Here is a 25090-nt window from a genome sequence, read left to right on the forward strand (position 1 = left end):
CGGCCTCGGCCGCCGTGCGCGCCGACTCCGTCAGCTCGCGCACCTGGCCGGCGATGCCGGCCGCGGCGAGGGCGCGGGCCACCTGCATGCTGCGAACGGGCAGGGACGTACTTTCCTGGGACGCCATGTGACTCCTCCATGCAGCGTTGCACCATCGTGCGTTCCATATACAGAACGTTCTGCATGTGGAACGATAGATCTCGCGGGGCACCAGATCAACCGAGCCTCGGTGGCGAGAAGGGGTAGCCATGGATCTGGCCGCTCGCGTCGGCTTGCGCCTGCGGGAATTGCGCGAAGCGCAGGATTTGTCACTGTCCGAGCTGGCGCGCAGGTCCGCCATCGGCAAGGGAACACTCTCCGAACTGGAAGGCGGACGGCGCAACCCCACGCTGGAAACGCTCTACGCCCTCACGACAGCACTCAACGTGCCCCTCAGCACAGCACTGCACGGACTCGCGCTTCCCGCCGAGATCTCCGGTCGCGCCGTGGACGCCGTCCTCACCGAGCGATTCGAAGACGCCTCCGCGGTCACGGAAACCTACCGAATACGCATCCGCGCCGGAACGACACAGGAGTCCGCCGCCCACTCCCCCGGCACCACGGAGCACATCGTCGTACTCGCGGGCACCGCACGAGTCGGTAGCCTTTCCGCCCCTGTCTCGATCGGTCCTGGTATGCACGGGAGTTGGGCCGCGGACGTGCCGCACCTGTATCAGGCACCATTCGGAGACGTCGAGGCGCTGCTGGTCGTGCGCCACCCGCAGTGATGCACCATCGGCCCCGCACCGGACCGACGGGGTCCGCCCTCGTTGTCCCTCATGTCCACAGACGCAGTCATCGAGCAGGAGAGCACATTGGCCACCACAGCCCCACAAGGCGTCCCCTCCCCGTCGCCCAGGCCCGGTCCCGGTGCCAGGCCCCTGCCGCCGGAGCTCGCCCCGGAGGCCGTCAAGCGGTGGCACTCGACCTCGGGGGCAGTGGTCGACCTGCTGGCCCAGGCGCGCGAGCTCGGCGGGGTCAGCGCGGTGCGCCTCGGCCCACGCCCCACCGTGCTGGTCACCGACCCTCAGGCGGTGCAGCACGTCCTCGCCCTGCACCCCGACCGCTACGTCAAGCGCTCCCATCGGGCCCGCGTGCTGGTGGGAGACGGGGTGCTCTCGGCCGTCGGGGAACCGTGGAAGCGTCAGCGCCGCCTTCTCCAGGCCCAGTTCACCGGAGCGGGGATCCGCCGCTACGAGCAGCGGATCGTCGGTGCCGCACGCCGCGCCGCCGACCACTGGGCGGAGTGCGCCCGTACCGGCACGCCGACCGACGTCGGCGACGACATGCGCTTCTTCGCTCTGGACACCATCTGGCGCTCCCTCACCGGCCACCCCCTCGACGAGACCACGAACCGCGAACTCGCCGCGGTCGAGGCGGTGGGGGCCGCCCTACCTGCCACCCCCTCCGCGTCGGCCGACGTAGCCGAGCTGCGCGCCGCCGTGGCCGCGGACCTCGCGAGGATCGACGCCGTCGCCGAACACGCGATCGCGGCCGCCCGCCGAGGAGAGGCGGGACCGGAAGGCCCCGGCCTGCTGCGCGTCCTGGTGGAGGCCGGTCAGACCCACGCCGAGTACACCGACCAGCTGATCCGCGACGAACTGGTCACCCTGCTCGCCGCCGGTCACGAGACCACCGCCACGACGCTGTCCTGGCTGTATCTACTGCTCGACCGCCACCCCGAAGCCCGCCGCTGGGCCCTGAACGCGGGCCCCGCGGGCTCACCCGAGCGCGAGAAGGCCTTCCGGGCTCTCGCCTCGGAGACCCTGCGGCTCTATCCGCCGGCATGGCTGATCCCCCGTCACGCCACGGAGGACGACGCCCTCGCCGGCTACCACATCGCGGCCAGCACCGACATCTACGTATGCCCGTACCTCACCCACCGCGACCCGGCGCTGTGGCCGGAGCCCGAGCGATTCGACCCCGAGCGGTTCACCACCGCGGACGAGGGCCGCCCCTCCTCCCGGCACGGCGCGTACTCCCCCTTCGGCCTCGGCGCACGAGCATGCCTGGGCGCGCAGTTCGCCATGCGCGAGATGACCATGCTCCTGGAGCACCTGCTGCCCGCCTTCACCCCCTCCTTCCACACCACCCCACCCTCGGCCGTCTTCGGGCTCACCGTCCGCCCCGACGGTCCGACGCCCGCCACCATCACACCCACTCCGAACGGTTCATAGGGCGCCCGGGCACCTGCGGGCCGACTCACTCGCTTGGAAAGCGGTCCGAAGGCGACCTCGGGAGGTGCGGGCCGCGCGCTGTATTCGACGTATTTGCGGCAAGCACGCCAACATCCCGCCCAGGATGGTCATCCCAGAGATACTGGACCGTTGAGCGCAGGATCGGCCGACCCTCGCACCACCCGTGACCAGCGAAACCCACCCGTACCGCTCCGGTAGCATGTTCGACTCACGACGATCACCCTCATCGCCCGTCCTACATAAGAAAAACACGCCATCCAGCACACCGAGTAACTTATTCAACCAAATCTAGCAAATCGGCCAAATAATTGATATCCATACCACCGCGGGTGTTTTCGCGAATAAACAACAGAATTACGTTCGCCGCGTTGCGAGAACCACGGGCGATACTGTGGGCAACGGCGGGTGTGGTGACCCTCGGATTCTTCATCACGCTGGAGATCGCCGCGCGTCACTACGGCCTACCGGGGCCGATGACCACCCAGGCGCAAGAGGTGATATTCGCCCCCAAATCGGGGCCGCTGCTGTACGCCAGTATGGCATTGATGATGGTGGTACTCACCTGGCGGCAACGGTTCATCGCGCTTGGTGCCGCGATCGGCATCGACGTCGTCTTCGTGCTGGTGCGATGGGCGGTCGGCGCCAAGATCACCGAGGGCCACCCCTTCGGGAACGGCGCGTTGTGGGTGATGTTGGGCTACGGGGTCATCGCTGTCACTCGCCGCACCGGCCGGGAGCGTGCCCTGCTGCTGAAGGGCGTCGGTCTTGGGCTACTGCTGGTGGCGGGCCGCAAGACCGGCGATACCTGGCTCCTCATCACGTCGAAGACCCGCCCAACCGTGCTCGACGAGTATGTGGCAACCGCCGATCATGCACTGGGCAACCCGTCGTGGCTGGTAGGCCGGATTGTCAGGGCCACCGACCCGATCGGCACCCACCTTCTCGACTGGGTCTACATACAGCTTGCGGTGGCCGCGGTCGTCGTCTCGCTGTACCAGCTGCGCCATGTGGCGGTCGAGCGCCGCTTCCCGAGCCATTATCTGGTGCGCACCTTTCTGGTGATCGGCCTCGTCGGGCCGGCCATCTACATGATCTTCCCGGTGGTCGGGCCGATCTTCGCCTATGGCCCGGGCGCCTACGGCACCGGCGGCCTGCACTGGGCGGTGGCCGACCTATGGCCGGACACACCACCGCCGCTCAATCCCCCGCACCCGGTGCCGTACGACGACATCACCCCGCGCAACTGCATGCCCAGCCTGCACACAGCGTGGGCTACCGCGATCTTCATTCATTCCCGCAAGGGCCCACGCATTCTGCGATTCGCCGGCACTTTCTGGCTGATTGCCACGCTCACCGCGACGCTGGGCTTCGGCTACCACTATGGCGTGGATCTCATCGCCGGTGTGGTGTTCACACTCACGATCGAGGCAGCTCTGCGCTCGCACGAACGTGGCTGGGACCGGTCAGGACTCCAGCTGGTCGCTTACGGCACAGCGGTCTTCGCCGCGCTCCTGGTGTCGTATCGCTATCTGCCGATGGAAATGGCCAAATATCCGTGGGTGTTCGGCCCGCTTCTCATCCTGGCGATGACGTCAGTGATCTACGCCTACGTACGGACCACCAAACTGTGGGAGCAGAAGACCACACCAGCGCCGCAACCGGAACCGCAACCCGAACTGGTCTGAATCGTGTTGCCCGTCGCAGGCCAGATGAATCTTGCTGGTCAGGCCGGCACGGCCGCGCTATGGCTGACCTGTCGCGCGTACCGATGCTGGTCACGCCCGGAAGGACGTGACCAGCCCGCTTTCCGGCAGCCGGATGTCAGGTGGTCACAGGATCTGGATGGCGACGACCTTCGGCGGGCGGTTCGGGAAGGTGATGTCGTGCCAGCGCTCGATCTTCACCGAGTCGCCGTTGGCGTCGTAATAGATCAGGTCGTTGTTGCCCGTGGAGATACGGTCGACCCACCATCCGCCGAAGTCGGTCTTGCCGGCGTTCGCGTAGCAGTCGACGCTCTGGCGGCCGTCGAGGTGCGACCAGATCTTCAAGAAGTTTTCGCCGCCGACGCATTGAACGTGGTCGATGGCGAAGGCGGTGCCGCTCGACACGCCGACAATTGACGCGGCTGCTGCGGCGAGCGCCACGGCCATGGAACAGACGGCCCGCTTGCTTTTCGAGATCACAGATTCCCCTTCATGTGAATTGTCCCCCGCCCGGCAGCAACACTCCGAATGCGAACCGTAGGATCGAAGCATCACTCGATCGAGCATCACTCGATCGTGGCGCCCACAGCCGGCCGCGAGCCGGTCCGGTCCCCCCAGTCACCCGCTCGCGCTGGTGGTCACGGGCGGCAACACCAACGACCGCACCCAGTTCACCACCCCGCGCGAGGTGGCCCATGCGAGCCGCGAGGTGGCCCATGCGAGCGTCCTCAGGGACCCTTCAGCCCCAGGTGAGCGGGTCGAGATGAAGGTAAAAGCGCAGGCGGTCGTGGTCCAGGGCGATGCCGTACCTCTCGGCAAACGCCACGTCCGCTGCCCGTGCCCGCTCCTCGTCCGTCCACGTCTCCCGCGCATTGGCGAGCACCAGTGCCAAGTCGGCATAGCGGTCGGCCAGTCCGAGGCGGCCCAGGTCGATGAAGCCCGACACGTCCAAGGTCTGCGGGTCGAGGATGATGTTGGGCAGGCACAGGTCCCCGTGGCAGACGACCGTGTCGGCGACCTCCTGTTCCCGACGCCGGGGTACCTGCCGGATGACGCGGGTCAGCAACTCCACAGCGGGCGTGTGCTGCTGCTCGACTGGAAGAAACTCCGGGTTTACGGCGTCACGGGCCACGACGTCGCCCGCCACGGCGACCATGGCATCCAGGCCCCGGCGGAATGGGCACTCCGACACGGGCAGCTCATGCAGCCGACGGACCGCGTCCGCGATACGTTCCCATGACATCCGCAGATCCTCAGCGGAGACCTGATCAGCAGGTATGCCGGAGACCGCACTTGTCACCAAGCAGGCGCCCGAGTCACCGGAGTACCAGTCGAGCACCCGGGGGCCAGGTACGCCCTGACCGCTGAGCCACGCGATCCGGTCGCGCTCGGCCTCCAGATCGGTTGCATCCGCAGCGGGTACGCACTTGGCATACCGGGTGGTGTCCGCACTGCGAAAGACGGAGGCTCCCGACTCGCCCGCGGTGACAGACAACCAGTCACCGCCACCCACGCCGAACAGCACCGGCGATACGACCTGAGGTCCGGAGTGATCGCTCATAGCGGCCACTCTAACCAGCTCGGCATCCCAGCTCGCGGCCATATTTCCGCTCCTGCCACGTATCCCGCGTGCGGCAGGCCGTATTCCGAGCGAAACGGCCTAGTCGTCGTCGAAGCCGAAGTCGTCGGAGTCGTCGGAGTCGTCGCCGAACCCGTCGTCGAAAGTGTCGTCGCCGTAGTCCAGCCCGAAGTCCGCTACGGTCCACAGCACGGCGAAGTCGATAACACCATCCGTGTCGGGCACATCGGACACATCGGCGTCGGCGCGGTCCGGGCGTCGGGCACCCGTCCCCGCGGACCCCTCGTGGCGACCCTCGCCACTCGCGCGCCACACCCCCTGGCTGTCAGGCGCATGGGCGGTCTGCCGCCGGGCCGCGTCGACGGCCCGGCGGCGAGAGCCCCAGCCGCGGAGCTGACGCAGGCGGCCCCGTACCCGCTCGGCGTCCTGCGCCGGACCTCCGCGGTTGAAGACCTCCGCAGCGTGCTCGAACGCCTGCCGCGCGGGCCGCATGCGACCCGCCCGCAGGTGCACCAGGCCGAGGTTCTCCCATGCCTGGGCCTCCCGGCGGCTGTCTCCCCGGTCACGGGACAGCCCGGCGGCCCGCTCGTAATTCGCCGCGGCGTTCTGTCCGTCGCCACCGACACGCTGCGCGTCGGCGAGGTTCGCCAGCGACTCGGCGACACCGTCCACGTCGTGCGTCTGCTCGCGCAGCACCAGGGCTTCGGCGTGGCAGTCGGCCGCCCGGTGGTGAGCGCCTGTGCGCTGATGGAGGTTGCCCAGGGTGTCGAGGATGGCGGCCACCGCGGCCGGATCGCCGCCGCGTCGGCAGATGGCAAGCCCCGATTCGTACCGGATGATCAAAGTGGCGGTGTCCCGCTCACGCGCACGGTATCGGTCGAGAAGCGCGAGCACGTCGCCGACCACCGCCGCGGCCCCGCTGCCGTCACCGGCCAGCAGGAAGAGCGTCATGGCGTTGCCGTAGTACGGCAGGGCGGACGAAGCACTGTACGACTGGGCGTGGATGTGGCCCAGTCGGCGCCGGCATTCCGCCTCCGCGCCCCGGTCCCCCGCCGAGTGCGCCGCGGACGCGGCCAGTTCCAGGACGGTCATCCGGTCGGCGGTGCGGTCGCGAAGCTCCAGATACCTCGTCAGCCCGAGGGCCAGCCGTACGGCCAGGCCGTGTGACCCCAGGGCTATCGCGGTCCGGACCGACTCGATCAGGATCGGGCGGTGTTCGTCCAGCCACCGGACGGCCTCCCCAACGCCCGTGAAGCGGTCGCCCTCCGCGGGCGCGGCGGCCGGGTCCAGCCACGTGTCGGCCTCGGTGGTGGCCGCTACGTGGAACCGCAGCAGCCGCTCGACGGCGTCCTTGCGCTGTGTGCAGGACTCCTCGGTTTGGGCCAGATCGGTGGCGTAGGACCACAGCAGGCCCTGGAAGCGGTGACCACCGAACCTCGGTCCGCTTGCCGCCAGCATGCGAGCCCGGGACAGCTCCATGAGCACGTCCGCCGCCTCGGCAACCGGCAGCCCACCGAGCGCCGCGGCCTCCTCAGCCCCGAAGTGCGCACCGGGATACAGCGACAGCAGCCGCAACAGCCGGGCCTGTCCGGCCGGCAGTCGGCCGCAGCACCGTGCGAATACCGCTCGGACAGGGTCCACTTGTATTTCCGGCGCGGACGGCCGCGGGGTGTCCTGCAACCGGTCGGCCAGCGTTGGCACCGGCATCCGTCGGTCCGTCACCAGCCGGCCCACGGCCAGGTCCAGCGCGAGCGGGAGCCGGCCGCAGGCCATTGACAGCGCGCGGACCGCCTCCGGGTCGGTGGCCGCCCGACGGTCGTGCTCGTCCGCGGCCGCCAGCGCACGCACCACGAACTCGACGGCCTCCGAGGGCTCGAACAGGCCCAGAGCATGATGACACGCCCCCGCAAGCCCGCCACCCGTCAGCCGGTGTCGGCCGATGACGACCGCGCAGTTACGTGGATGCGGCGGCAGCAGCGGCTCCGCCTCGGCGAGCGAGGAGACGCTGTCCAGCACCACCAGCACCGGCTTGCCCCGCTTGGCGAGGGCGCTCACCACGGACCTGTACTGGGCCACGCGGCCGTCGGCCACCGCCGCGACCTGCGGCTCAGACACTCCCAGCGAGTGCAGCAGGCCGCCCAGCGCGGTGAACACGGCGGTCTCCGCCGAAGTTTCCGCGGCGCGGCCGACATCCGCGTAGATGCCCTTGACGTACCAGTGGCGCCGGACCGCCTCCCCGGCAGCACGCAGCGCCAGCGCCGTCTTCCCCACCCCGGCCTGACCGGACAACATCAGCACGCTGTGTTCTGCCGCCCAGGCCCGCTGTGCCTGCCGCCTGGCCGCGCGCGTGGTACGCGCATGCGGAGGCGTTCTCGGGGCCTTAGGAGCCTTACGGGGGCTGAGGTCCGCCAGTAGCGCCTCAAGTTCGCGTGCACGGCCGAAGAAAACTTCCGGCCCGGGCGGCAGGCTGTCGGCCTCCCGGGAAGAGGCCGGGAAGGCGGTGACGAAAACACTGCTGATGCCGCCCGCCTGAACGACCGGGCCGAAATCCATTCCGCTGAACTCGTCGCGGGCATCCCCCATGACGGAATTTCTAACGCACCGCAACACCCCGCGGCCAGCCCTGGAACGCGGTCTGCCAGGTGTGCCGGTGGGTGTCCACGAAACCGGGCATCACGATCCAGCCCGTGGCGTCCACGACCTCGGCGTCGGCCGCGTCGACGGTGGCGGCGACCGCGGCGATCCGGCCGTCCTCGATCAGCACGTCACCCTGCGGGAGATCGCCGACGGCCGGGTCCATGCTGACCACCTTGCCGCCACGCAACAGTGTCCTCATCGGGTCAGTACCTCCTCGAGAATGCGGCAACTGCCAGCACGCTCGGGATGCACTTGCCGCCTGCCCGAGTTAGCGTGGCTGGGCGGGGACGCCTGCCCATAGGCATTCGCCCTGGCAGGGCGGCTCCAGCGAAGTTGTTCGCCGCCTGCTGCCGCAGCCGCCGGGAGAGGAAGCTTCCGCAGGGCGGCCGGTGCCGCCGCCGGCATGCTCCCCCGCTGTGGGTGGAAGGCATCATCGGCGGTGCGGGCTTCGGCGCCTCGTTCCTCCGGACCCTCCGGGCCGTCGCCCCGCTCGTACCGCTCCACCAGGGGCTTCTCCCGCTACGCCGGCCCGAAAGTTCTCTCTCCCACGGCACGGGCAGGGTGTTCGGCAACACTCGCGCCCACCCACTGGACCCCATAGGCATCTGGTCTACTTCAGAAACCAGCAACAGGGAGTACCGACCATGACACAGGAAGCCTCACGTCCTGCCGACGCTGCCGGGACCTTCGAGCTTGGCGGCGACCTGCCCGTCAACCGGCTCGGATACGGAGCGATGCAGCTGACGGGACCCGGCGTGTGGGGGGCGCCGAAGGATCCCGAGGAGGCTGTGCGCGTGTTGCGCCGGGCTGTCGAGTTGGGCGTGAACTTCATCGACACCGCAGACTCCTATGGCCCTTTCGTCAGCGAACAGCTGATCCACAAGGCACTGCACCCATACCCGGCGGGCCTGGTGATCGCCACCAAGGGTGGACTGTCCCGTTCAGGCCCCGACGACTGGCGGCCCCTGGGCCGACCCGAATACCTGCGGCAGCAGACCGAGCTGAGCCTGCGCCACCTGGGCGTGGAGCGCATCGACCTCTACCAACTCCACCGCATCGACCCCAAGGTGCCGCTGGGCGACCAGCTTGGCGAGCTGCGGCTGCTGCAGCAAGAGGGCAAGATCCGCCACATCGGCATTTCTGAGGTGACGGTCTCACAGATCCAGGAAGCCCGGACGATCGTGGACATCGTCTCGATGCAGAACCTCTACAACCTCGCCAATCGCGACGCCGAGGATGTACTGGACTACGCCGAGCAGGAGAACCTGGGCTTCATCCCGTGGTTCCCGATGGCCACCGGCGAGCTGGCGCGTCCGGGTGGCCCGCTGGACACGCTTGCCAAGACGTACGGCGCGAGCCCTTCCCAGCTGGCCCTGGCCTGGCTGCTTCGCCGCTCCCCCGTGGCGCTGCCCATTCCTGGCACCTCCAGCGTGTCTCACGTCGAGGAGAACACCCGAGCCGCGCAGATCACCCTGAGCGACGCCGAGTTCCAGGCGCTCAGCCAGGCCGTGTGAGCGACGGCCTGGGAACACACCCGCGAGTCGTCTCCAGAGGAGACCATACCTCAAAAGGAGTAATAGCTCCGTTTTAAGGCATGGTATAGAATATTGTCATGGCCGCAGAAGAGCAATCAGCGAGCATCGACCCGAACCGGCCGATGAACATTCTTGACGCGCTCTGCCCGAGTCGTGACGTGCTCGTGGACCTGGCGGACAAGTGGGTTCTGCTCATGCTGGCGAGTCTTCGCGAATCCGGTGTCCAGCGCTACTCCGAGCTGCAGCGATCCCTCGGCGGCATCAGCCGCAAGATGCTGTCGCAGACCCTGCGGACATTGGAACGGGACGGCCTTGTCCTGCGCACCGTCGACGTCAAGATGGCTCCGCCTCTGGTGCTGTACGAACTGACCGAACTCGGCCGTGAGATCGCCGAGGAGACGCGGGCCCTGTGCACCTGGACCGAGAAGCGGACCGCCACGGTATACGAGGCCCGCGCCGCCTACGACCGCCGCTAGGCCGTCGACCAGGAAGACCGAGGCCGCGGCGCGCGGCTTCCGTCCGTCCGGGCAGCCGCGCATGCGAGGTGCCTCACGCATGTGTGCGACGAACGCTCGCCGGTGAGCTCGCTCAAGCGTCAGCCGAACCCGCCAGGGCGGCACGGCCCGCGACAAACACCGCGGTCCGCTCCGCGACGCGCGCCCCGAGATGTTCAGCGGTGGCGATGTCCGAGCTGTGCACCGTGTCGATTCCACCGTCTTGCGGGGTCGAAGCACCCGCGCCGATCCAGAAGCCGAGTCGGTTGAGGTCGTGCTCACTGGCCTCCAGGGCGTTCCAGCCCGGGGCGAGGCCGAGGGTTACCCAAATCATGCGGTGCTGCGCCGCGAAGGCGGAGAGGAAGGTCAGCGTGTTCAACTTGTCGCCGCTCTTCGAAGCCGAGTTGGTGAAGCCGGCGGCAATCTTGTCGGCCCATGTGCCGTCGACGAAACGACCGCCGGTGGCCTCTGCGAACGCGTGGAAGCCGGCGGACGCACCACCCATGTAGGTAGGCGTTCCGAAGATCAAGGCATCGGCGGCGTCGAGTTCGCTCCACTGTTCATCGGTGATCGTGTCCACCGGGATGAGGGCGACGTGCGCACCGGCCTTCTCGGCGCCGCGCCGTACCGCTTCGGCGAGGACAGCGGTGTGCCCGTAGCCGGAGTGAAAGGCGATTGCGACGCGCGGCTGCGGAAGGACGTATGAGGACATCGGGGCTCCTAACCTCGAGCAGAGTGGTGATGGTTTCTAATGTAGACCACGACTCTATTCGAGGTCTAGTGCGCAACGGGGTCCACGACCCAGTGTGACCACCTAGTGGCGTCGGGTGAGGCACGTCCGCCTTTGCGGGCGCCGTTGCGCGGAATGCCAAATGTCTGTGCGCCGATGGTCAATGACAGCCCGGAACTCCGGTGCGGATAATTCTCGCTGTGGGCCGCACAGGGGGAGGCGCTGCCACGCACAGCCGAGCACAATCCTGCCAAAACGCTTTCCTTATTTCCCGCACCACGATCACCACACCCCGGTGCGGTCTTGTCGATGCCCCCTGGCCCGTGGCACGACTTCCACGGTGTCGCAACTGAAGGAAGTATCGATGACGGACACTCCGGGTCTGATCGCAGAAGAATATCCGGTGGACGACAGATTCGCTCAGGTTCAAGAACGGCTACAGGAAGACTTGGCGCAGGTCAGAGAGAGACTCCGCTCTTTGGTGGCGCCGCCGCATCGTAAAATTCAGGACCCGATCATGTATGCCGTAGAGCATACGGGTCGCCTTCTGCGGCCCACTCTTGTCCTCCTCTCCTCGTATCTCCTCGAGGATGAAACCGGCGCGGCCACGCACCACCGCGTAATCGATGCGGCTGCTGCCGTCGAGATCCTGCACATCGCCACCCTTCACCATGACGATTTGATCGACGATGCGCAGGTCAGGCGCGGGCGGTCCACCACGAACGCGAAATACGGGGACGCCATCGCGCTGCTCACCGGCGACTATCTCCTCGCCCGCTGTATGCAGGCCGCCGCGTCCCTCGGCGCTTCGCCCATGATGTCCATGGCTGAAACGCTGATCGACGTATGCGTGGGGCAGATGCTCGAGTCCAGTCAGCTCTTCGACCCACTCCGCACCGAAGAGGATTACCTCACCGCCGTCTCGGGAAAGACCGCGCGCCTGATGCGGACGGCCACCACGATGGGCGCCCTGCAGTGCAATGCGAGCAACGACGTCCAGGACGCGCTGGAGAGTTTCGGTCACAATCTCGGCATGGCGTTTCAGATCTGGGACGACATCCTCGACATCTGCAGCGAGGAAACCGGAAAGCAAGTCGCGAAGGATCTGCTCAACGGCGTGTACACACTCCCGGTGATCTATGCCATCGAGGATTTCCCGGATCGCTTGCTTCCGACATTGTGCGAGCAGCCACTCTCCGCCGACCGGTGCCAGGAAATTCTTTCCCTCATCCATGAGTCCGGAGCGATCAGTCGGGCTGCGGATGTGGCACAGCGGCATGTGACGGACGCGCTGCGCGCTGTGGAGTCACATCCGTCCTTTGTCCATCGAGCGCCGATCATCGGGCGCTATTTGCGCAGCCTCGTCGACCGGCTCGCATCCCAGCATCCCGCACTCCGGGCGCAGCCCGGCACCGCTCGTTCCGGCACCGCCCGTTCCGGCACCGCTCGTTCCGACTCGGAGGCCCTTCCGTCGTACGGTGCGACGAAGGCGCTGATCCACGACTGGCTGAACGGATACATCACCCAGCCGAACGATCAGCTTGGACGAGACGGGGCCGTGTGCCCGTTCGTGGCGCCGTCGCTGCGGGCGGGGTCACTGGAGATTCGGGTGCGGACGGTGGGGCCGGCCCCCGTCGTCGGGACCGTCATCGACATGGTCCGCCACGCGCTCGACGAGTTCGATCTGATCGAGTGGGAAGGCTCGAACCCGGCGTTACGGAGCCTGCTCGTGGCCATGCCCGATCTGGCGCCGGCCGAATGTCATCTACTCGACGAAACACATCGGGCGGTCAAGTCGGCGGCGGTGCGTCAGGGCATGATGATCGGTCAATTCCATCCTCTGTGCGAGGTGCCGACCGTCAGAAATCCCGAGTTTCCGGTCAATCGCTCACCGGTGCCGCTGGTGGCGATCCGGCCCATGGCCTTGCACGACGTTCTGTTCCTCAAAGACCGGAAGGAATGGTTCGAGGAGTATCACCGGCGCTTCGGCAGTCATTACAAGCCCAGCAGGGGTGCCATAGAGCCGCTGCTCGTCGAGCTGTTTCAGCGCGCATGTACGGAACACGGGGTCGGCGCATGAGCAACGGCAACGGCTACAGGGGCTTCAGCCGCGCGGATCTCGACCGGGAGTATTCCCCCAGCTCCGTCGTCCCGAGCCTGCCGTTCTATCTGAACGAGTACGCCACCCTCAGCGCCGCCGCGCATAACGAGCACACCCCGCTCACCGACCTCCGCTACAGCGCGTCTCCCGAAGCGCGGCTCGATCTGTTCCCCGTGGAGGGCGGCGCATCGGCCCTTGAGGTGTTCGTACACGGCGGTTACTGGCAGGACGTCACGAAGGAGCAGTCGGCCTTCGCGGCCCCGGACTTCGTCGCCGAGGGCATCGCGTTCGCGGCGCTCGACTACGGGTTGGCGCCCGCTTACTCCCTGGATGAGATCGTCACGATGGTGTGTGAGGCCGTGGCATGGCTCCACGCCAACGCCCCTCGCTTCGGAATCGACCCCCAGCGGATCCATCTCAGCGGAAGCTCCGCGGGCGCACACCTCGTGGCGATGGCGCTCATCCGGGACGACGCACAACGGATCGCAGGCGCCACTCTGCTGAGCGGTATCTATGACCTGGAGCCGCTGCGCCATACGTACGTGAACGGCGCCCTGGGGCTGGATGCCGATGCCGCGCTGCGCAACAGCCCGATCCATCATCTGCCCGAGCGGCTTCCGCCGATCGTCATCGCGCGCGGCGGGGGTGAAACGGGGGAGTTCATCCGCCAGCACGACACCATGGCGGCCTTGCTACGGCGGCGCAACGCGGTCACCGAGCTCGTATGCCCGACGCGCAACCACTTCGACCTCCCCTACGACCTGGGGAATCAGCACACCGCGCTCGGCAAGGCCGTGCTGACGCGCATCGATGACATCGAGGAGGGATAGCGTGCGCCCGAACACCCACCAGCCCGCAAGCGACGGCGAGACTCCCTATGCGGCGTACGCCCGCATGGACACCCTGCTGTCGCTGCAGCATCCCCGGACCGGCGCCGAAACCGAGCCCGGGTTCATCATCCTGAGCCAGGTCAAGGAACTGCTGTTCAAGCTCTGCCATACGGAGTTCAGCACGGCCCGCGACCACCTTGCGGCAGACCGGCTCGACGAGGTGCTGTGGACGCTGCGTCGCGCCCGGCGCGTACAACAGCTGCTGCTGTCCTGCTGGGACGCCCTCGGCGCACTCACCCCCGGGGAGTTCGCGTCGTTCCGGGACGCACTCGGCCCCGCGTCCGGGTTTCAGTCCGGGATGTACCGCCGGCTCGAGTTTCTGCTCGGCAACAAGAACCCCCAACTCCTCGAGCCGCATCGGAACACGTCGAGGTATGGCGAGGTGCTGGCCCAGTTGTATGAGCCGAGCCTGTATGACGAGGCCATCCGCCACCTGGCCAGGCGCGGCCTGGACATCCCGCCGGTCCACGCGGACCGCGACTTTTCGCTGCCGTACCAGCCGGACGAAAAGGTTGCCGCCGCCTGGCGGCTGATCTACGAGCAGCCCGGCCGCCACCCCGGTCTGTTTCTGCTCGCCGAGGCGCTGATGGACACGGCCGACTTGTTCGCGCGCTGGCGCTACACCCACCTGGTGACGGTGCAACGGCTGCTGGGGAACAGGCCGGGCACCGGCGGGACGGAGGGTTCACCGTGGCTCGCCGCCATCGCGGAACACCGGTTCTTCCCTGAGCTCTGGTCGATCAGGTCCACCGGTGAGTGAGGGAGGGAGGTACGACGGCATGAGCATGAAGACCAAGGTGGCTCGCGACACAGCCGCGGACCTCGACGCCGCCGATCCACTGCGGGCGTTTCGGCGCGAGTTCGTCTGCCCCGAGCCGGACACGATCTATCTCGACGGGAACTCACTCGGCCGGCTGCCGACCGCCACCGCCGGTTTTCTGGGGCAGGTGGTGCGTGACGGCTGGGGTGCCGGGCTGGTGCGTTCCTGGGAAACCTGGATCAACTGGAGCCGGCAACTCGGCGACCGGCTCGCGGCCCACACACTGGGCGCCCAACCGGGCGAAGTGGTGATCTCCGACTCGACATCGGTGAATCTCTACAAGCTGGCCACCGCGGCGCTGGACGCCAGACCGGGGCGCCGGACGATCGTGGCCGACCTTGGCGACTTCCCCACCAACCGCTACATCATGCAGGGCCTGGCCGAGCAGCGGCGGCTCCGCCTGGTGACCTTGCGCTCCGATCCCGATCACGGGCTCGACCTGGACGTACTGCGCCGGGCGCTGAGCGGCGACGTGGCCCTGGTGGTGCTGTCGCTCGTCTCGTACCGTTCCGGAGCGCTTCTCGACATGGCGGCCGTGAACAGCGCCGCCGAGCGCGCCGGGGCACTCGTCCTGTGGGACCTCAGCCACGCCGCCGGGGTGATTCCGGTGCGACTCGGCGCGGCCCAGGGGGATCTCGCCGTGGGCTCCACATACAAATATCTGAACGGCGGTCCGGGATCACCCGCCTTCCTCTATGTGCGGAAGGACCTCCAGCGACAACTGCGGCAGCCGATCTGGGGATGGTTCGGACAGCGCGACCAGTTCGGGATGGGTGAGGTGTACGACCCGGTGGGCGACATCGACCGCTTCCTGGTCGGCACTCCCCCGCTGCTCTCCCTGGCCGCGATCCAGCCCGCCCTGGATGTCATGGAGCGGGTGCCGATCAGCCGGCTACGCGAAAAGTCCGTCCAACTGGGCGCGCTCGCCGTCAGGTTGGCTGAGGAGTGGCTGGCTCCGCACGGCTTCCGGCTCGCCTCTCCGCGCGACCCGGCCCGGCGCGGTTCACATATCGCACTGGCGCACCCCGAGGCGTCCCGTATCTCCCGTGGCCTCCGCTCGGAGAACAAGGTGATCTGCGACTTCCGTCCCCCGGATCGGCTGCGGATCGGGTTCGCCCCGCTCTACACCCGCTTCGTCGACGTCTGGGACGGTCTCGACCGGCTGCGCGCCCTCGTCGAGAGCCGCGGCTATGAGCAACTGCCCGTCGACATGTCCCGTGTGACCTGAGAGGGATGATCGGTGACCGCCAAGAGCCCACTGACGAAGGACGACCTGGTCGGCATCCTGTTCGGCGCGGGCGCGTTCCAGATGCTGCACGCCGGCTGTGAGCTGGGGCTGTTCAGGCTGTTGCGGCGACGCCCCGCGCTGTCCCCGTCGCAGGTGGCAAAGGAACTGGGCCTGCACGCGCGGCCGGTTCAGATCCTGCTGCTCGGCACGACCGCGCTCGGCCTGACCGCCCGGACGGACGGCCGGTACCGCAACGGCGAGCTGGTCGAAGAGCTGTTCCAGGAGGGCACCTGGGACATCATCGAGGACCTTGCCGAGTTCCAGCAGAAGGTCACCGGCCCCGCCGCCCTCGATTTCGTGGCGTCGCTGCGACAGAACACCAATGTCGGGCTGCGCCACATCCCCGGCGACGGCGACGATCTGTACCGGCGGCTGACCGGCCACCCCCAGCTGTCACAGCTCTTCTACCGCTGTATGAAGTCCTGGTCGACGCTGTCGAATCCGATCCTGGTGGAGAACGCCGATCTCTCCGGGGTCGGAAACGTCCTCGACGTCGGCGGCGGTGACGGTGTGAACTCGATCGCGCTGGCCATGGCCAACCCCGGTGTCGCGTTCACCGTCTTCGATCTGCCCGGGACGGCGGCCATCGCACAGCACAAGATCCGGCTCCAGGGTCTGAGTGACCGCGTCGGCGTCGTCGAGGGCGATATGTTCGCCGATCCCTTCCCGACGGGACACGACTGTCTGCTCTTCGCCAACCAGCTCGTCATCTGGTCGCCCGAGGAGAACCGCTCGCTGCTGCGCAAGGCCTATGAGGCGCTGCCGGACGGCGGGCGGGTGCTGATTTTCAGCGCGATGTCCGATGACACCGGGGACGGCCCGCTGTACGCCGCGCTCGACAACGTCTACTTCGCCACGCTGCCGACGGGGAACAGCATGATCTACCACTGGGCGCAGTACGAAGAGTGGCTGGCCGAAGCCGGGTTCTGCGAGGTGGTGCGGCTGCCCGGGAAGACCTGGACTCCGCACGGCCTGATCGCGGCGAGGAAACGTATGCCCAGCGCACCCGGAGGGGTGAAATGATCGACGTTGGCCTGGCTTTCTTCCCCGATGTCGACGAACGCGACCGGGGGGCTGCCGAGTATTATGCGCGCTGCCTCGGCTTCGTCGAACTCGGCGACCGGCTCGGTTTTCAGCATGTGCGGATCGTCGAGCACTATTTCCGCAGATATGGCGGATACTCCCCGAATCCGATCGTCTTTCTCTCGGCCGCCGCCCAGCGCAGCCGTCGGCTGAAACTGATCACCGGTGCGGTGCTGCCCGCCTTCAATCATCCGCTCAAGCTGGCCGGCGAGATCGGAATGCTGGACGCCATCTCGGGGGGCCGCGCCGAAATAGGGTTCGCGCGGGCTTTTCTCCCCCATGAGTTCCAGCGTTTCGGCGTGGACATGGACGAAAGCCGGGGCCGCTTCGACGAAGGCATACGGGTCGTCCGGGAGCTGCTGGCCGAGGAGGAGGTCGCCCACCACGGCAGGTTCCACCACTTCCCGCCGACCACATCGCTCCCCCGGCCCACACAACGGCCCCATCCGCCGCTGTGGATCGCGGCGCTGTCCTCGAAGGAGAGCTTCCGGCTCGCCGGTGAGCTCGGGTACGGCATCATGGCGCAGCCGGTGGTTCCCCATTCGCTGCGCGAAAACCTGGATGTCTACCGGAACGCGTGGAAGGAGGCCGGGCACCCCGGCGACGGTCGCGTCATGCTCGCGTTCCATATGCTGTGCACGGCCGACGGCGAAACGGCGCGCTCCCTCGCTCGCGAACCGATCAATCGCTATCTGCGGATGCTGGCGGAGGCCGCGAGCGAATGGACCACCGGAGTCCGGAGCACCGATTATCCAGGCTACGAGAAGATGATCGAAAAGCTGCGTCAGGACGACTTCGACCGGCTCCATGAGCGCGGCTCCGCGCTCGTCGGCTCACCCGACGAGATCACCACGATGCTGCTCGACTATCACGCGGCGTGCGGGGGTTTCGAGACAGCCAGTATCCAGTTCTATTTCTCGGATATCGATCCCGAACTCGCACGCGGCTCGCTCGAATTGTTCGCCGAACATGTCATGCCAAGGCTCCAGCAGGCTTAGCCTGCGCCCTCCCGGATGGTGGTCGTGTCAGGGCTCCGAAGGAATTTCATCACCGATTACGACAGTCTCGCCGATCGATGGTGGGACCCACGAGGGCCGCTTGCCCCGCTCGGCTGGATCGCCCGTGCCCGGGCCGATTTCGTCCCCGTACCGCGGAACGAACAGGCCATGCTCCTCGATGTCGCCTGTGGGGGTGGTCTGTTCGGCCCGCATCTGGTCGGCAAGGGATACCGCGTGATCGGCGTGGACCTGTCGGCCGCTTCGCTCTGCGAGGCCCGCCACCATGGCTTCCATGCGGTCGCCCAGGCGGACATCGTCGCGCTCCCCTTCGCGGACGAGTCGTTCGACGTGGTCACGGCGGGGCAGTGCCTCGAACACGTACCGGACCCCTTCGCGGTGGTGGGTGAGCTGTGCCGGGTGCTGCGCCCCGGGGGCACCTTGATCGTCGACACCATCGCCGACACCAGGGCGGCCCGGCTGGTGTCCATCACGATCGCCGAGAACCTGCCCGTACCCGGCCGGCCGCCGCGTGGCACCCACGACCACCGCCTCTTCGTCAACCGGGCGCGGCTGATCCGCGTCGCGCGAGCGCATGGCGTGGAGCTCCAACTGCTCGGTGTGCGGCCGCACTTCGGGGACGGGATCCGCTTCCTGGCGCGGCGGCTCGAGGAGGTCCGTATGGTCCGCACCAAATCCACCGCCGTTCTCTTTCTCGGTGTGGGGACGAAATGGTGACCGATCAGCGGCGCCCGGCCCGGAGCGCCGCACGGAACTGGCTGATCGGCGCGCGGCTGAAGACCCTGCCCGCGACCTTCGCGCCGATCGCGGTGGGAACGGCGGTCGCCCATTCACTCGGCCAGGTCAGCTGGTGGCGGGCCGCCCTGACGGTGGTGTTCGCGCTCTGTTTTGTCATCGGCACCAACTTCTTCAACGACTACAGCGACGGCGTCCGGGGAGCCGACACCCACCGGGTGGGACCCCTTCGGCTGGTCGGATCCGGGCAGGCGGCGCCGCGGCAGGTGCTGCGCAGCGGCATGGTGTTGTACGCCCTGGCGGCCCTGACCGGGGTGCTCATGGCCGTGACGATCTCGTGGTGGCTGCTGGCGCTGACGGCGTGCTGCGCGCTGGGCGGCTGGTTCTACACCGGCGGCTCCCGGCCCTACGGCTACCGGGGGCTCGGCGAGGTGAGCGTCTTCCTGTTCCACGGGGTCATCGCCGTTTGCGCCACGTCCTATATCCAGCTCGGCCGGGTGCCCCTGCTCGCGCTCGGCGCCGCGGTCCCCATCGGCCTGCTCGTATGCGCGCTGCTGGTGACGAACAACCTCAGGGACATTCCGACCGATGCCGCGGCGGGGAAGATCACCCTGGCGGTGCGGCTGGGTGACCGGCGGACCCGCATGCTCTACGTGTTCTGCGTCGGTGCCGCATTCGCGTCGGGGCCGGCGCTGGCCGTGGCACGGCCGTGGGCGCTGCTGGTGTTCGCCGCCGCTCCGTTCGCCGTGTTTCCCCTGCGCCGGGTGGTGACCGGGGCGCGCGGAGCCGATCTGGTCGCGGCGCTGGAGCACACCTGTCTGCTGCTGCTCGTCTTCGGGGCCCTGCTGGCGATCGGCCTCGCCCGATGACCGCCCGGAGGGGAACACCGGTGGCACCGGAGCACGAAGTGGTGGTGATCGGCGCCGGGTTCGCCGGTATCGGCGCGGCGATTGGACTGCGCCGGGCCGGTATCGACGACTTCGTGCTGGTGGACGAGCAGGACGGTGTCGGTGGCACCTGGCATGCCAACAGATATCCCGGCGTGGCCGTGGACATCACCGCGTTCTCCTACTCCTTCGCCTTCGAGCCGGTCCCGTCGTGGTCTCGGGTCTTTCCTCCCGGAGCGGAGCTGAAGGCGTATGCGGATCACTGCGTCCACAAGTACGGGCTCCGGCCCCATCTGCGGTTGAAGGCGAAGGTCGTGCGGGCCGAGTACCACGCGTCGGAACACCTGTGGCAGCTCTCCCTGGAGGACGGCACCTCGACGACGGCGCGGTTCATCATCTGTGCCACCGGGTGGCTCACCCGGCCGAAGGCGCCCGATATCGAGGGGCTGGACCGGTTCAAGGGCGATGTCGTGCACACCGCGGCATGGGATCCGTCCCTGGATCTGACCGGCCGGCGCGTGGGAGTGATCGGCACCGGGGCGTCGGCGGTGCAGGTGATTCCGGAGATCGCCCCTCGGGTGGCGCGGCTCCATGTCTACCAGCGCACCCCGATATGGCTGTTTCCGAAACCGGACTTCGCGCTGCCCGCGGCCGTCCGCCGGCTGTTCAGGACCGCTCCGTGGACGCAGCGGACGGTACGGCTGCTCACGGATGCCGTGACCGAGCTCAGCTTTGTGATCGCCATGGTTCACCACCGCCGGTTTCCCTTTCTGGTGCGGGCCGGGGAGGCGATGTCCCGGCTTTATCTGCGCAGCCAGGTCAAAGGCGACCGTGCGTTACGGAAAAAACTCACGCCCGCGTACGCGCTGGGCTGCAAACGGCCGTCGTTCGCCAAGAGTTATTGGCGCACCTTCACCCACGACAATGTCGAGCTCATCACCGAAGGGATCGAGCGGATCACCGAGACCGGCATCCGCACGGTGGACGGCGGGGAGCGAGCACTCGATGTGCTGGTGCTGGCCACCGGATTCCATGTCCTGGAGAATCTGCCGCCCTTCCCGATGCACGGCACCGACGGCCATGAGATCCGGGAATTCTGGCGGACCGAACGGTTTCAGGCCTACGAGGGAAGTTCGGTCAAGGGCTTCCCGAATCTGTGGTTCATCGTCGGGCCCTACTCCTTCACCGGTGGGTCCTGGTTCGGCGCGATCGACTACCAGGTCACGCATGCGCTGCGGGTGATCAAGGAGGCCCGGCGACGGCGCGCCACGGAGGCGGCGATCCGGCCGGAAAAACACGACAGGTCGTTCCAGGAAACGCTGCGCCGGCAGCGGAACACCATCTTCGCCAGCGACAGATGCAGGGGGTCGAACAGTTACTACTTCGACGAGCGCGGCGACGCACCGGCCGTCCGGCCGGCCACGACGTACGAGGCCGCGCGGCGCGCCAGACGCTTCGACCTCGACGACTACCGCTACGACGTGGTCGGCTGACGTGCGCGGCAGGGATCGCGCGCTGTGCCTGTTCTACGGGTTGTTCACCGTCGGTGGCTTCCTCGTCATGGCTTCGATGGCCGTCGCCTACGTGCTGAATCACCGTGAGAACGGTCCATCCGGCGTCGTCCGGGATTTTCTGCGCGATGCGGTGACCAATGCGGCGTCCCGGTTCATCTACGCGGATCTGACGCTCGTATGGATCGCACTCGCGGGGTTCATGGTCGTCGAAGCACGGCGGCTCGGAATCCGGTACGTGTGGTCGTACATCATCGGCGCCCCGGTGCTGGCGCTGTGCGTGAGCTTCCCGCTCTTCATGTTCATCCGCCAGTTGAAGATCGCGTCCGCGGCGAAGGGCGCCCCAAGCCCAAGCCCATCCGTACGGCTGTCCGCGGGATTACAAGAGAAAGGCAGCGATGACCACTGACGCCATCGAATTCACCGAAAGCGTCGAGCGCTCCCTGGCCCTGGCCGTCGGCGCACTCCGGCGACGCCAGGACCCCGCCGGCTACTGGAAGGGAGATTTCGAGACCAGTCTGATCGGCGAGGCCGCCGAGGTCATACTGCATCGTTTTCTGCGGTTGACGGATGACGCCGTGACCACCGCCGCCGCGAAGACGATTCTCGCCGAGCAATCGGCCACGGGCGGCTGGGCGGCCTATCACAAGGGGCCGGACGAACTCCTGCTGTCCGTCTTCTGCTATGTCGCGCTGCGGCTCGCCGGTCATGACCCCGACGAACCGGCGATGCGCGCGGCGGCCGAGTCGATCCGTACCAATGGCGGCGTCGAGGCGGTCGACAATCCGACCATGCTCGCATGGCTGGCCCTGATCGGTCTGTGGCCGTGGCGCGACATCCCGCTCATCCCGCCGGAGCTCGTCCTGCTGCCCAGCAGATTTCCCGGGAACATCTACCAGATCGGCGCCGCCGCCCGCGGCATCGTCGTCGCCAACAGCCTGTTCATGGCGCACCGCCCGGTCACTCCGGCCGGATTCGACATCAAAGAACTGTTCGCCCGCCCCGTGGCCACCGCCCGGCAGCTGCCGAGGCCCCGGGCGGTACGGATCGCGACCACGCTCAGCCATTGGTACGCCCGCCATCCGATCGGCTTCCTGCGCCGCCGGGCGATCCGCAAGGCCGCCAAGTGGCTCGTCCGCACCCAGGAGCGGGACGGCAGCTGGGGCGGCAACTGGCCGCAGACCGCGAATGTCGTGGTGGGCCTGGACGCCGTCGGCTACCAGCAGGACCACCCGGTCGTCGAGTCGGCGATGGCGGCGCTCGACCGGTACGTGGTCACCAGGAACGGGCAGCACCGGCTGGAGATGTGGACCTCGGTGGTCATGGACACCGCCCTCGCCATGTCCGCGGCCGCCATGACGGGCGACCCCGGCGCGAGGTCCGCCGCCGAGCGGGCGGTGCGCTGGCTGCTCACCAACCAGGTCACCGAACTCGGCGACTGGGCCGTGCTGACCAAGGACCCGGTCCCCGGCGGATGGCCGTACGAGTTCGCCAACGACGCCAACCCCGACGCCGACGACACCTCATTCGCGGTGGCCGCGCTGCGCCGGCTCCATCCGCCCGGCACCCACGCGGCCGTCGACGACGCGTGTGCGCGCGCCTGCCGGTGGATGCTGTCCCAGCAGGGCAAGGACGGTGGCTGGGCGGCCTTCGAGCCGATGCGCTGGCAGCTGCCGGGACGCGACACACTGGCCCGGATCGGATTCCTCGAAGCGCCGTCCGCCGATATCACCGGGCATGTGCTGGAGGCGCTGGGCGCCGAGGGCCAAGGGCACACTCCCGCCGCCCGCCGCGGTGTCGAATGGCTGCGCCGCAACCAGCGTCCGGACGGGTCGTGGCCCGGCTGGTGGGCCTGCTACCACCTGCACGGTACGAGCGCCGCCGTCACCGGACTCACCGCGTGCGGGGTCCCGGGCACGGACCCGACCGTGACCCGGGCGTGCGCCTGGATCGTCGCGCACCAGCAGGACGACGGCGGATGGGGCGAGGACATCCGCGCGCTGCACGATCCGGCGTGGATCGGGACCGGCGACAGCACCCCCTCACAGACGTCCTGGGCGCTGCTGGCGCTGATCGCCGCCGGACGTGCCGACAGCGAGCCGGTACGCGCCGGCCTCGACTTCCTGATCCGCACCCAGCAGACCGACGGTGACTGGGATGAACCCTGGCACACCTGGGTCGTCCACCACGACGGCCTGTACTGGCGGGACAGCCTGCTGCGCCTTGTCTATCCCGTCATGGCCATGTCGGCCTACCGGGACCGTATGGGCGGATCGGCCCGTACCAGCGGCTCGGTGCGCACCGACGGATCGGCACGCGCCGACGGAACGGAGTGGCGATGACCGGTGTGACCGTGATCGGAGGTGGCCTCGCCGGGATGACGGCGGCGTGGACCATCCGCAAGCTCGGAGTGCCGGTGCGGCTGCTGGAAGCCGCACCGGAACTCGGCGGAATGGCCGGGTCACGAGTGATCGGCAACCGGGTCGAGGACCACGGGGTGCATATCTTCCCCGCCTGGTACGGCAATGCGCTCCGCCTCGTCGAAGAGCTGAGCATCGTCGACAACCTGCGCGAGTGCGACAACTTCTACCAGTTGATGCCGGGTGAGTTCCCCACCTTCCGCACCTTCCGCTCGCTCTTCACCCTGGGGGACTTCGTCAAGGACATCCGCTCGGGGGTCACACCGGCCGCCGACCGGCTGCTGTTCTACTACGGGCTGATCGATCTGCTCGCCCAGCGATACGAAGGCCGCGACGAATCCCTCCACGGCTTTCTCCACAGCCGCTGGTATCTGACCGACACGGCCATCGCCGACATCGAGCACCTGTTCGTCGCGTCCAGCGCCGCGGAGAGCCAAGCGGCGTCGGCGGCGAGCTTCCGCGGCAGCATCGCCGCGTTCTCCCGGCAGCCCGGTCGCGTACGGATGCCGAAGGGCGATCTGGACACCTGGTTCATCGGCCCCTTCCGTCGGCGCCTGGAAGCCGATGGTGTCGAGGTCCGCACCGGTGTGGAACTGCTCGAGGTCTCCGTGGACGGAGACCGTCTGGGCACCATCACCTTGTGTGATGGGGACACGGTGATCGAGGAGGTCAACGGCCACGTCGTGCTGGCAGTCCCGCATGGGCGTCTGTCCGGGCTCGGCCGCGCCGTCACCCGTGCGCTGCGACCGCCCCATGGGGTCGATGAGCTGTGCTCCCGTCCGCTCGGGGCGCTGCACGTATATCTGCGGCGGCGGTTGCCGGGACTGCCGGACGAGCACATACGTCTGGTCGGCTCGCGTCACGCCATCACCCTCATCGACGTCGGTCAGGTCTGGGAAGGACACCGCACCACCCTCCTCAACTGCGTGGTCGGCCGTGTCGCGCGGCTCGCGGAGCTGTCCGAAGCCGAGGCGGTCAAGGTCCTGGTGGAGGAGCTGATGGGCTATCTGCCGGTGCTCACCTGGGACGACATCGAACACGTCTGCTATCAGCCGCACTTCGCGGAGCCGTTCTTCGCCCCGGGGCCCGGTTCCGATCAGTACCGGCCGGTGAGCTCGACCGCACTGGCCAATCTGCATATCGCCGGGGACTTCTGCGCCGCCCCGGCGGGTGTGGCCGGTATGGAAGGCGCGGTCCGATCGGGGCTGGCCGCCGCCGAATCGGTCCGTCGGGCGCTGCGCCCCGACGCCCCGCGGGTGCGGATCGACGACATCGGCACGGTCAGCCCCTCGGCCGCCCGCGGCCTCCGGGTGGCGCTCGCCCCGGTCGCCGCGGCCGTCCGGTTGCTGGCCAAGCGCCCACGCGGACGCGGGGCGGCGGCCACCGCCGGACACGACCTCGACGGGCAACCGTAAGCCTCAGCA

Annotated in this window: 21 protein-coding genes and 1 pseudogene; 17 read left to right on the forward strand and 5 right to left on the reverse strand. The window is 68.0% G+C overall.

The window, feature by feature from the left end; all coding sequences use genetic code 11:
* The first annotated feature begins 248 nt into the window (after positions 1 to 248).
* From CCN51_RS02290 to CCN51_RS02300, 3 genes are all read left to right on the forward strand, one after another.
* Positions 249 to 767 carry a helix-turn-helix domain-containing protein gene (locus CCN51_RS02290; RefSeq protein WP_014172799.1) on the forward strand — a complete coding sequence of 173 codons (519 nt, stop codon included), beginning with the start codon at positions 249 to 251 and terminating at the stop codon, positions 765 to 767.
* A gap of 210 nt (positions 768 to 977) precedes the next feature.
* On the forward strand, positions 978 to 2216 hold the full coding sequence (locus CCN51_RS02295; RefSeq protein ID WP_014172800.1) for a cytochrome P450: 1239 nt from the start codon (positions 978 to 980) through the stop codon (positions 2214 to 2216).
* A 374-nt stretch (positions 2217 to 2590) separates the two neighbouring features.
* Positions 2591 to 3922 (forward strand): phosphatase PAP2 family protein, encoded by a 1332-nt coding sequence (locus tag CCN51_RS02300; protein WP_405385184.1) that lies wholly within the window; start codon positions 2591 to 2593, stop codon positions 3920 to 3922.
* Between the two features lie 144 nt (positions 3923 to 4066).
* Here CCN51_RS02300 and CCN51_RS02305 read toward each other — a convergent pair whose 3' ends face one another.
* The 4 genes and pseudogenes from CCN51_RS02305 to CCN51_RS02320 form a co-directional block, all read right to left on the reverse strand.
* Entirely contained in the window at positions 4067 to 4420 is a 354-nt protein-coding gene (locus CCN51_RS02305) for a beta/gamma crystallin domain-containing protein (protein ID WP_014172802.1), read from the reverse strand.
* A gap of 259 nt (positions 4421 to 4679) precedes the next feature.
* Positions 4680 to 5501: an APH(3'') family aminoglycoside O-phosphotransferase gene (locus tag CCN51_RS02310; RefSeq protein WP_043488497.1), complete on the reverse strand. Its 822-nt coding sequence runs from the start codon at positions 5499 to 5501 to the stop codon at positions 4680 to 4682.
* A gap of 99 nt (positions 5502 to 5600) precedes the next feature.
* Entirely contained in the window at positions 5601 to 8102 is a 2502-nt protein-coding gene (locus tag CCN51_RS02315; RefSeq protein ID WP_143675708.1) for a hypothetical protein, read from the reverse strand.
* 37 nt (positions 8103 to 8139) lie between these two features.
* Positions 8140 to 8355: pseudogene (locus CCN51_RS02320) on the reverse strand (amidohydrolase family protein); the annotation flags it as partial.
* Positions 8356 to 8800: 445 nt separating this feature from the next.
* Here CCN51_RS02320 and CCN51_RS02325 point away from each other — a divergent pair.
* A complete protein-coding gene (locus CCN51_RS02325) occupies positions 8801 to 9670 on the forward strand; it encodes an aldo/keto reductase (RefSeq protein ID WP_014172806.1) in 870 nt (289 codons plus the stop codon).
* 98 nt (positions 9671 to 9768) lie between these two features.
* Positions 9769 to 10167, forward strand: coding sequence for a winged helix-turn-helix transcriptional regulator (locus tag CCN51_RS02330; protein ID WP_238545243.1), 399 nt, complete (start codon positions 9769 to 9771; stop codon positions 10165 to 10167).
* 112 nt (positions 10168 to 10279) lie between these two features.
* Here the strand turns inward: CCN51_RS02330 and CCN51_RS02335 are convergent, their stop codons facing one another.
* Positions 10280 to 10897, reverse strand: coding sequence for a flavodoxin family protein (locus CCN51_RS02335; RefSeq protein ID WP_014172808.1), 618 nt, complete (start codon positions 10895 to 10897; stop codon positions 10280 to 10282).
* A 382-nt stretch (positions 10898 to 11279) separates the two neighbouring features.
* Here CCN51_RS02335 and CCN51_RS02340 point away from each other — a divergent pair, with 382 nt between their 5' ends.
* Genes CCN51_RS02340 through CCN51_RS02395 form a run of 12 tightly spaced genes read left to right on the forward strand, consistent with a single transcriptional unit; the run spans position 11280 to position 25081 of the window.
* Positions 11280 to 12995 (forward strand): polyprenyl synthetase family protein, encoded by a 1716-nt coding sequence (locus tag CCN51_RS02340; RefSeq protein WP_043485932.1) that lies wholly within the window; start codon positions 11280 to 11282, stop codon positions 12993 to 12995.
* Positions 12992 to 13846 (forward strand): alpha/beta hydrolase, encoded by an 855-nt coding sequence (locus CCN51_RS02345; protein ID WP_014172811.1) that lies wholly within the window; start codon positions 12992 to 12994, stop codon positions 13844 to 13846. Before CCN51_RS02340 ends, CCN51_RS02345 begins: the two co-directional genes overlap by 4 nt.
* 1 nt (position 13847) lies before the next feature.
* Positions 13848 to 14666, forward strand: coding sequence for a tryptophan 2,3-dioxygenase (locus CCN51_RS02350; RefSeq protein ID WP_014172812.1), 819 nt, complete (start codon positions 13848 to 13850; stop codon positions 14664 to 14666).
* 19 nt (positions 14667 to 14685) lie between these two features.
* Positions 14686 to 15954, forward strand: coding sequence for a kynureninase (gene kynU, locus CCN51_RS02355; protein ID WP_014172813.1), 1269 nt, complete (start codon positions 14686 to 14688; stop codon positions 15952 to 15954).
* 12 nt (positions 15955 to 15966) lie between these two features.
* Positions 15967 to 17037 carry a methyltransferase gene (locus CCN51_RS02360; RefSeq protein ID WP_014172814.1) on the forward strand — a complete coding sequence of 357 codons (1071 nt, stop codon included), beginning with the start codon at positions 15967 to 15969 and terminating at the stop codon, positions 17035 to 17037.
* Positions 17034 to 18095, forward strand: a complete 1062-nt coding sequence (locus CCN51_RS02365) for an LLM class flavin-dependent oxidoreductase (RefSeq protein WP_014172815.1) — start codon at positions 17034 to 17036, stop codon at positions 18093 to 18095. Before CCN51_RS02360 ends, CCN51_RS02365 begins: the two co-directional genes overlap by 4 nt.
* Before the next feature lie 15 nt (positions 18096 to 18110).
* Positions 18111 to 18830, forward strand: a complete 720-nt coding sequence (locus CCN51_RS02370; protein ID WP_078610275.1) for a methyltransferase domain-containing protein — start codon at positions 18111 to 18113, stop codon at positions 18828 to 18830.
* Positions 18824 to 19717 carry a 1,4-dihydroxy-2-naphthoate polyprenyltransferase gene (locus tag CCN51_RS02375; RefSeq protein WP_055413827.1) on the forward strand — a complete coding sequence of 298 codons (894 nt, stop codon included), beginning with the start codon at positions 18824 to 18826 and terminating at the stop codon, positions 19715 to 19717. The genes CCN51_RS02370 and CCN51_RS02375 overlap by 7 nt, the downstream gene beginning before the upstream one ends.
* 20 nt (positions 19718 to 19737) lie before the next feature.
* The gene (locus CCN51_RS02380; protein ID WP_014172818.1) at positions 19738 to 21228 is read left to right on the forward strand and encodes a flavin-containing monooxygenase; all 1491 of its coding nucleotides are present in this window, start codon (positions 19738 to 19740) and stop codon (positions 21226 to 21228) included.
* 1 nt (position 21229) lies between these two features.
* The gene (locus CCN51_RS02385; RefSeq protein ID WP_014172819.1) at positions 21230 to 21655 is read left to right on the forward strand and encodes a DUF2834 domain-containing protein; all 426 of its coding nucleotides are present in this window, start codon (positions 21230 to 21232) and stop codon (positions 21653 to 21655) included.
* The gene (shc, locus tag CCN51_RS02390) at positions 21645 to 23588 is read left to right on the forward strand and encodes a squalene--hopene cyclase (protein WP_014172820.1); all 1944 of its coding nucleotides are present in this window, start codon (positions 21645 to 21647) and stop codon (positions 23586 to 23588) included. Before CCN51_RS02385 ends, shc begins: the two co-directional genes overlap by 11 nt.
* Positions 23585 to 25081 carry an FAD-dependent oxidoreductase gene (locus CCN51_RS02395; RefSeq protein WP_014172821.1) on the forward strand — a complete coding sequence of 499 codons (1497 nt, stop codon included), beginning with the start codon at positions 23585 to 23587 and terminating at the stop codon, positions 25079 to 25081. Before shc ends, CCN51_RS02395 begins: the two co-directional genes overlap by 4 nt.
* Positions 25082 to 25090 lie beyond the last annotated feature (9 nt).

This window comes from Streptomyces milbemycinicus (assembly GCF_002154605.1).
Classification (GTDB): domain Bacteria; phylum Actinomycetota; class Actinomycetes; order Streptomycetales; family Streptomycetaceae; genus Streptomyces; species Streptomyces milbemycinicus.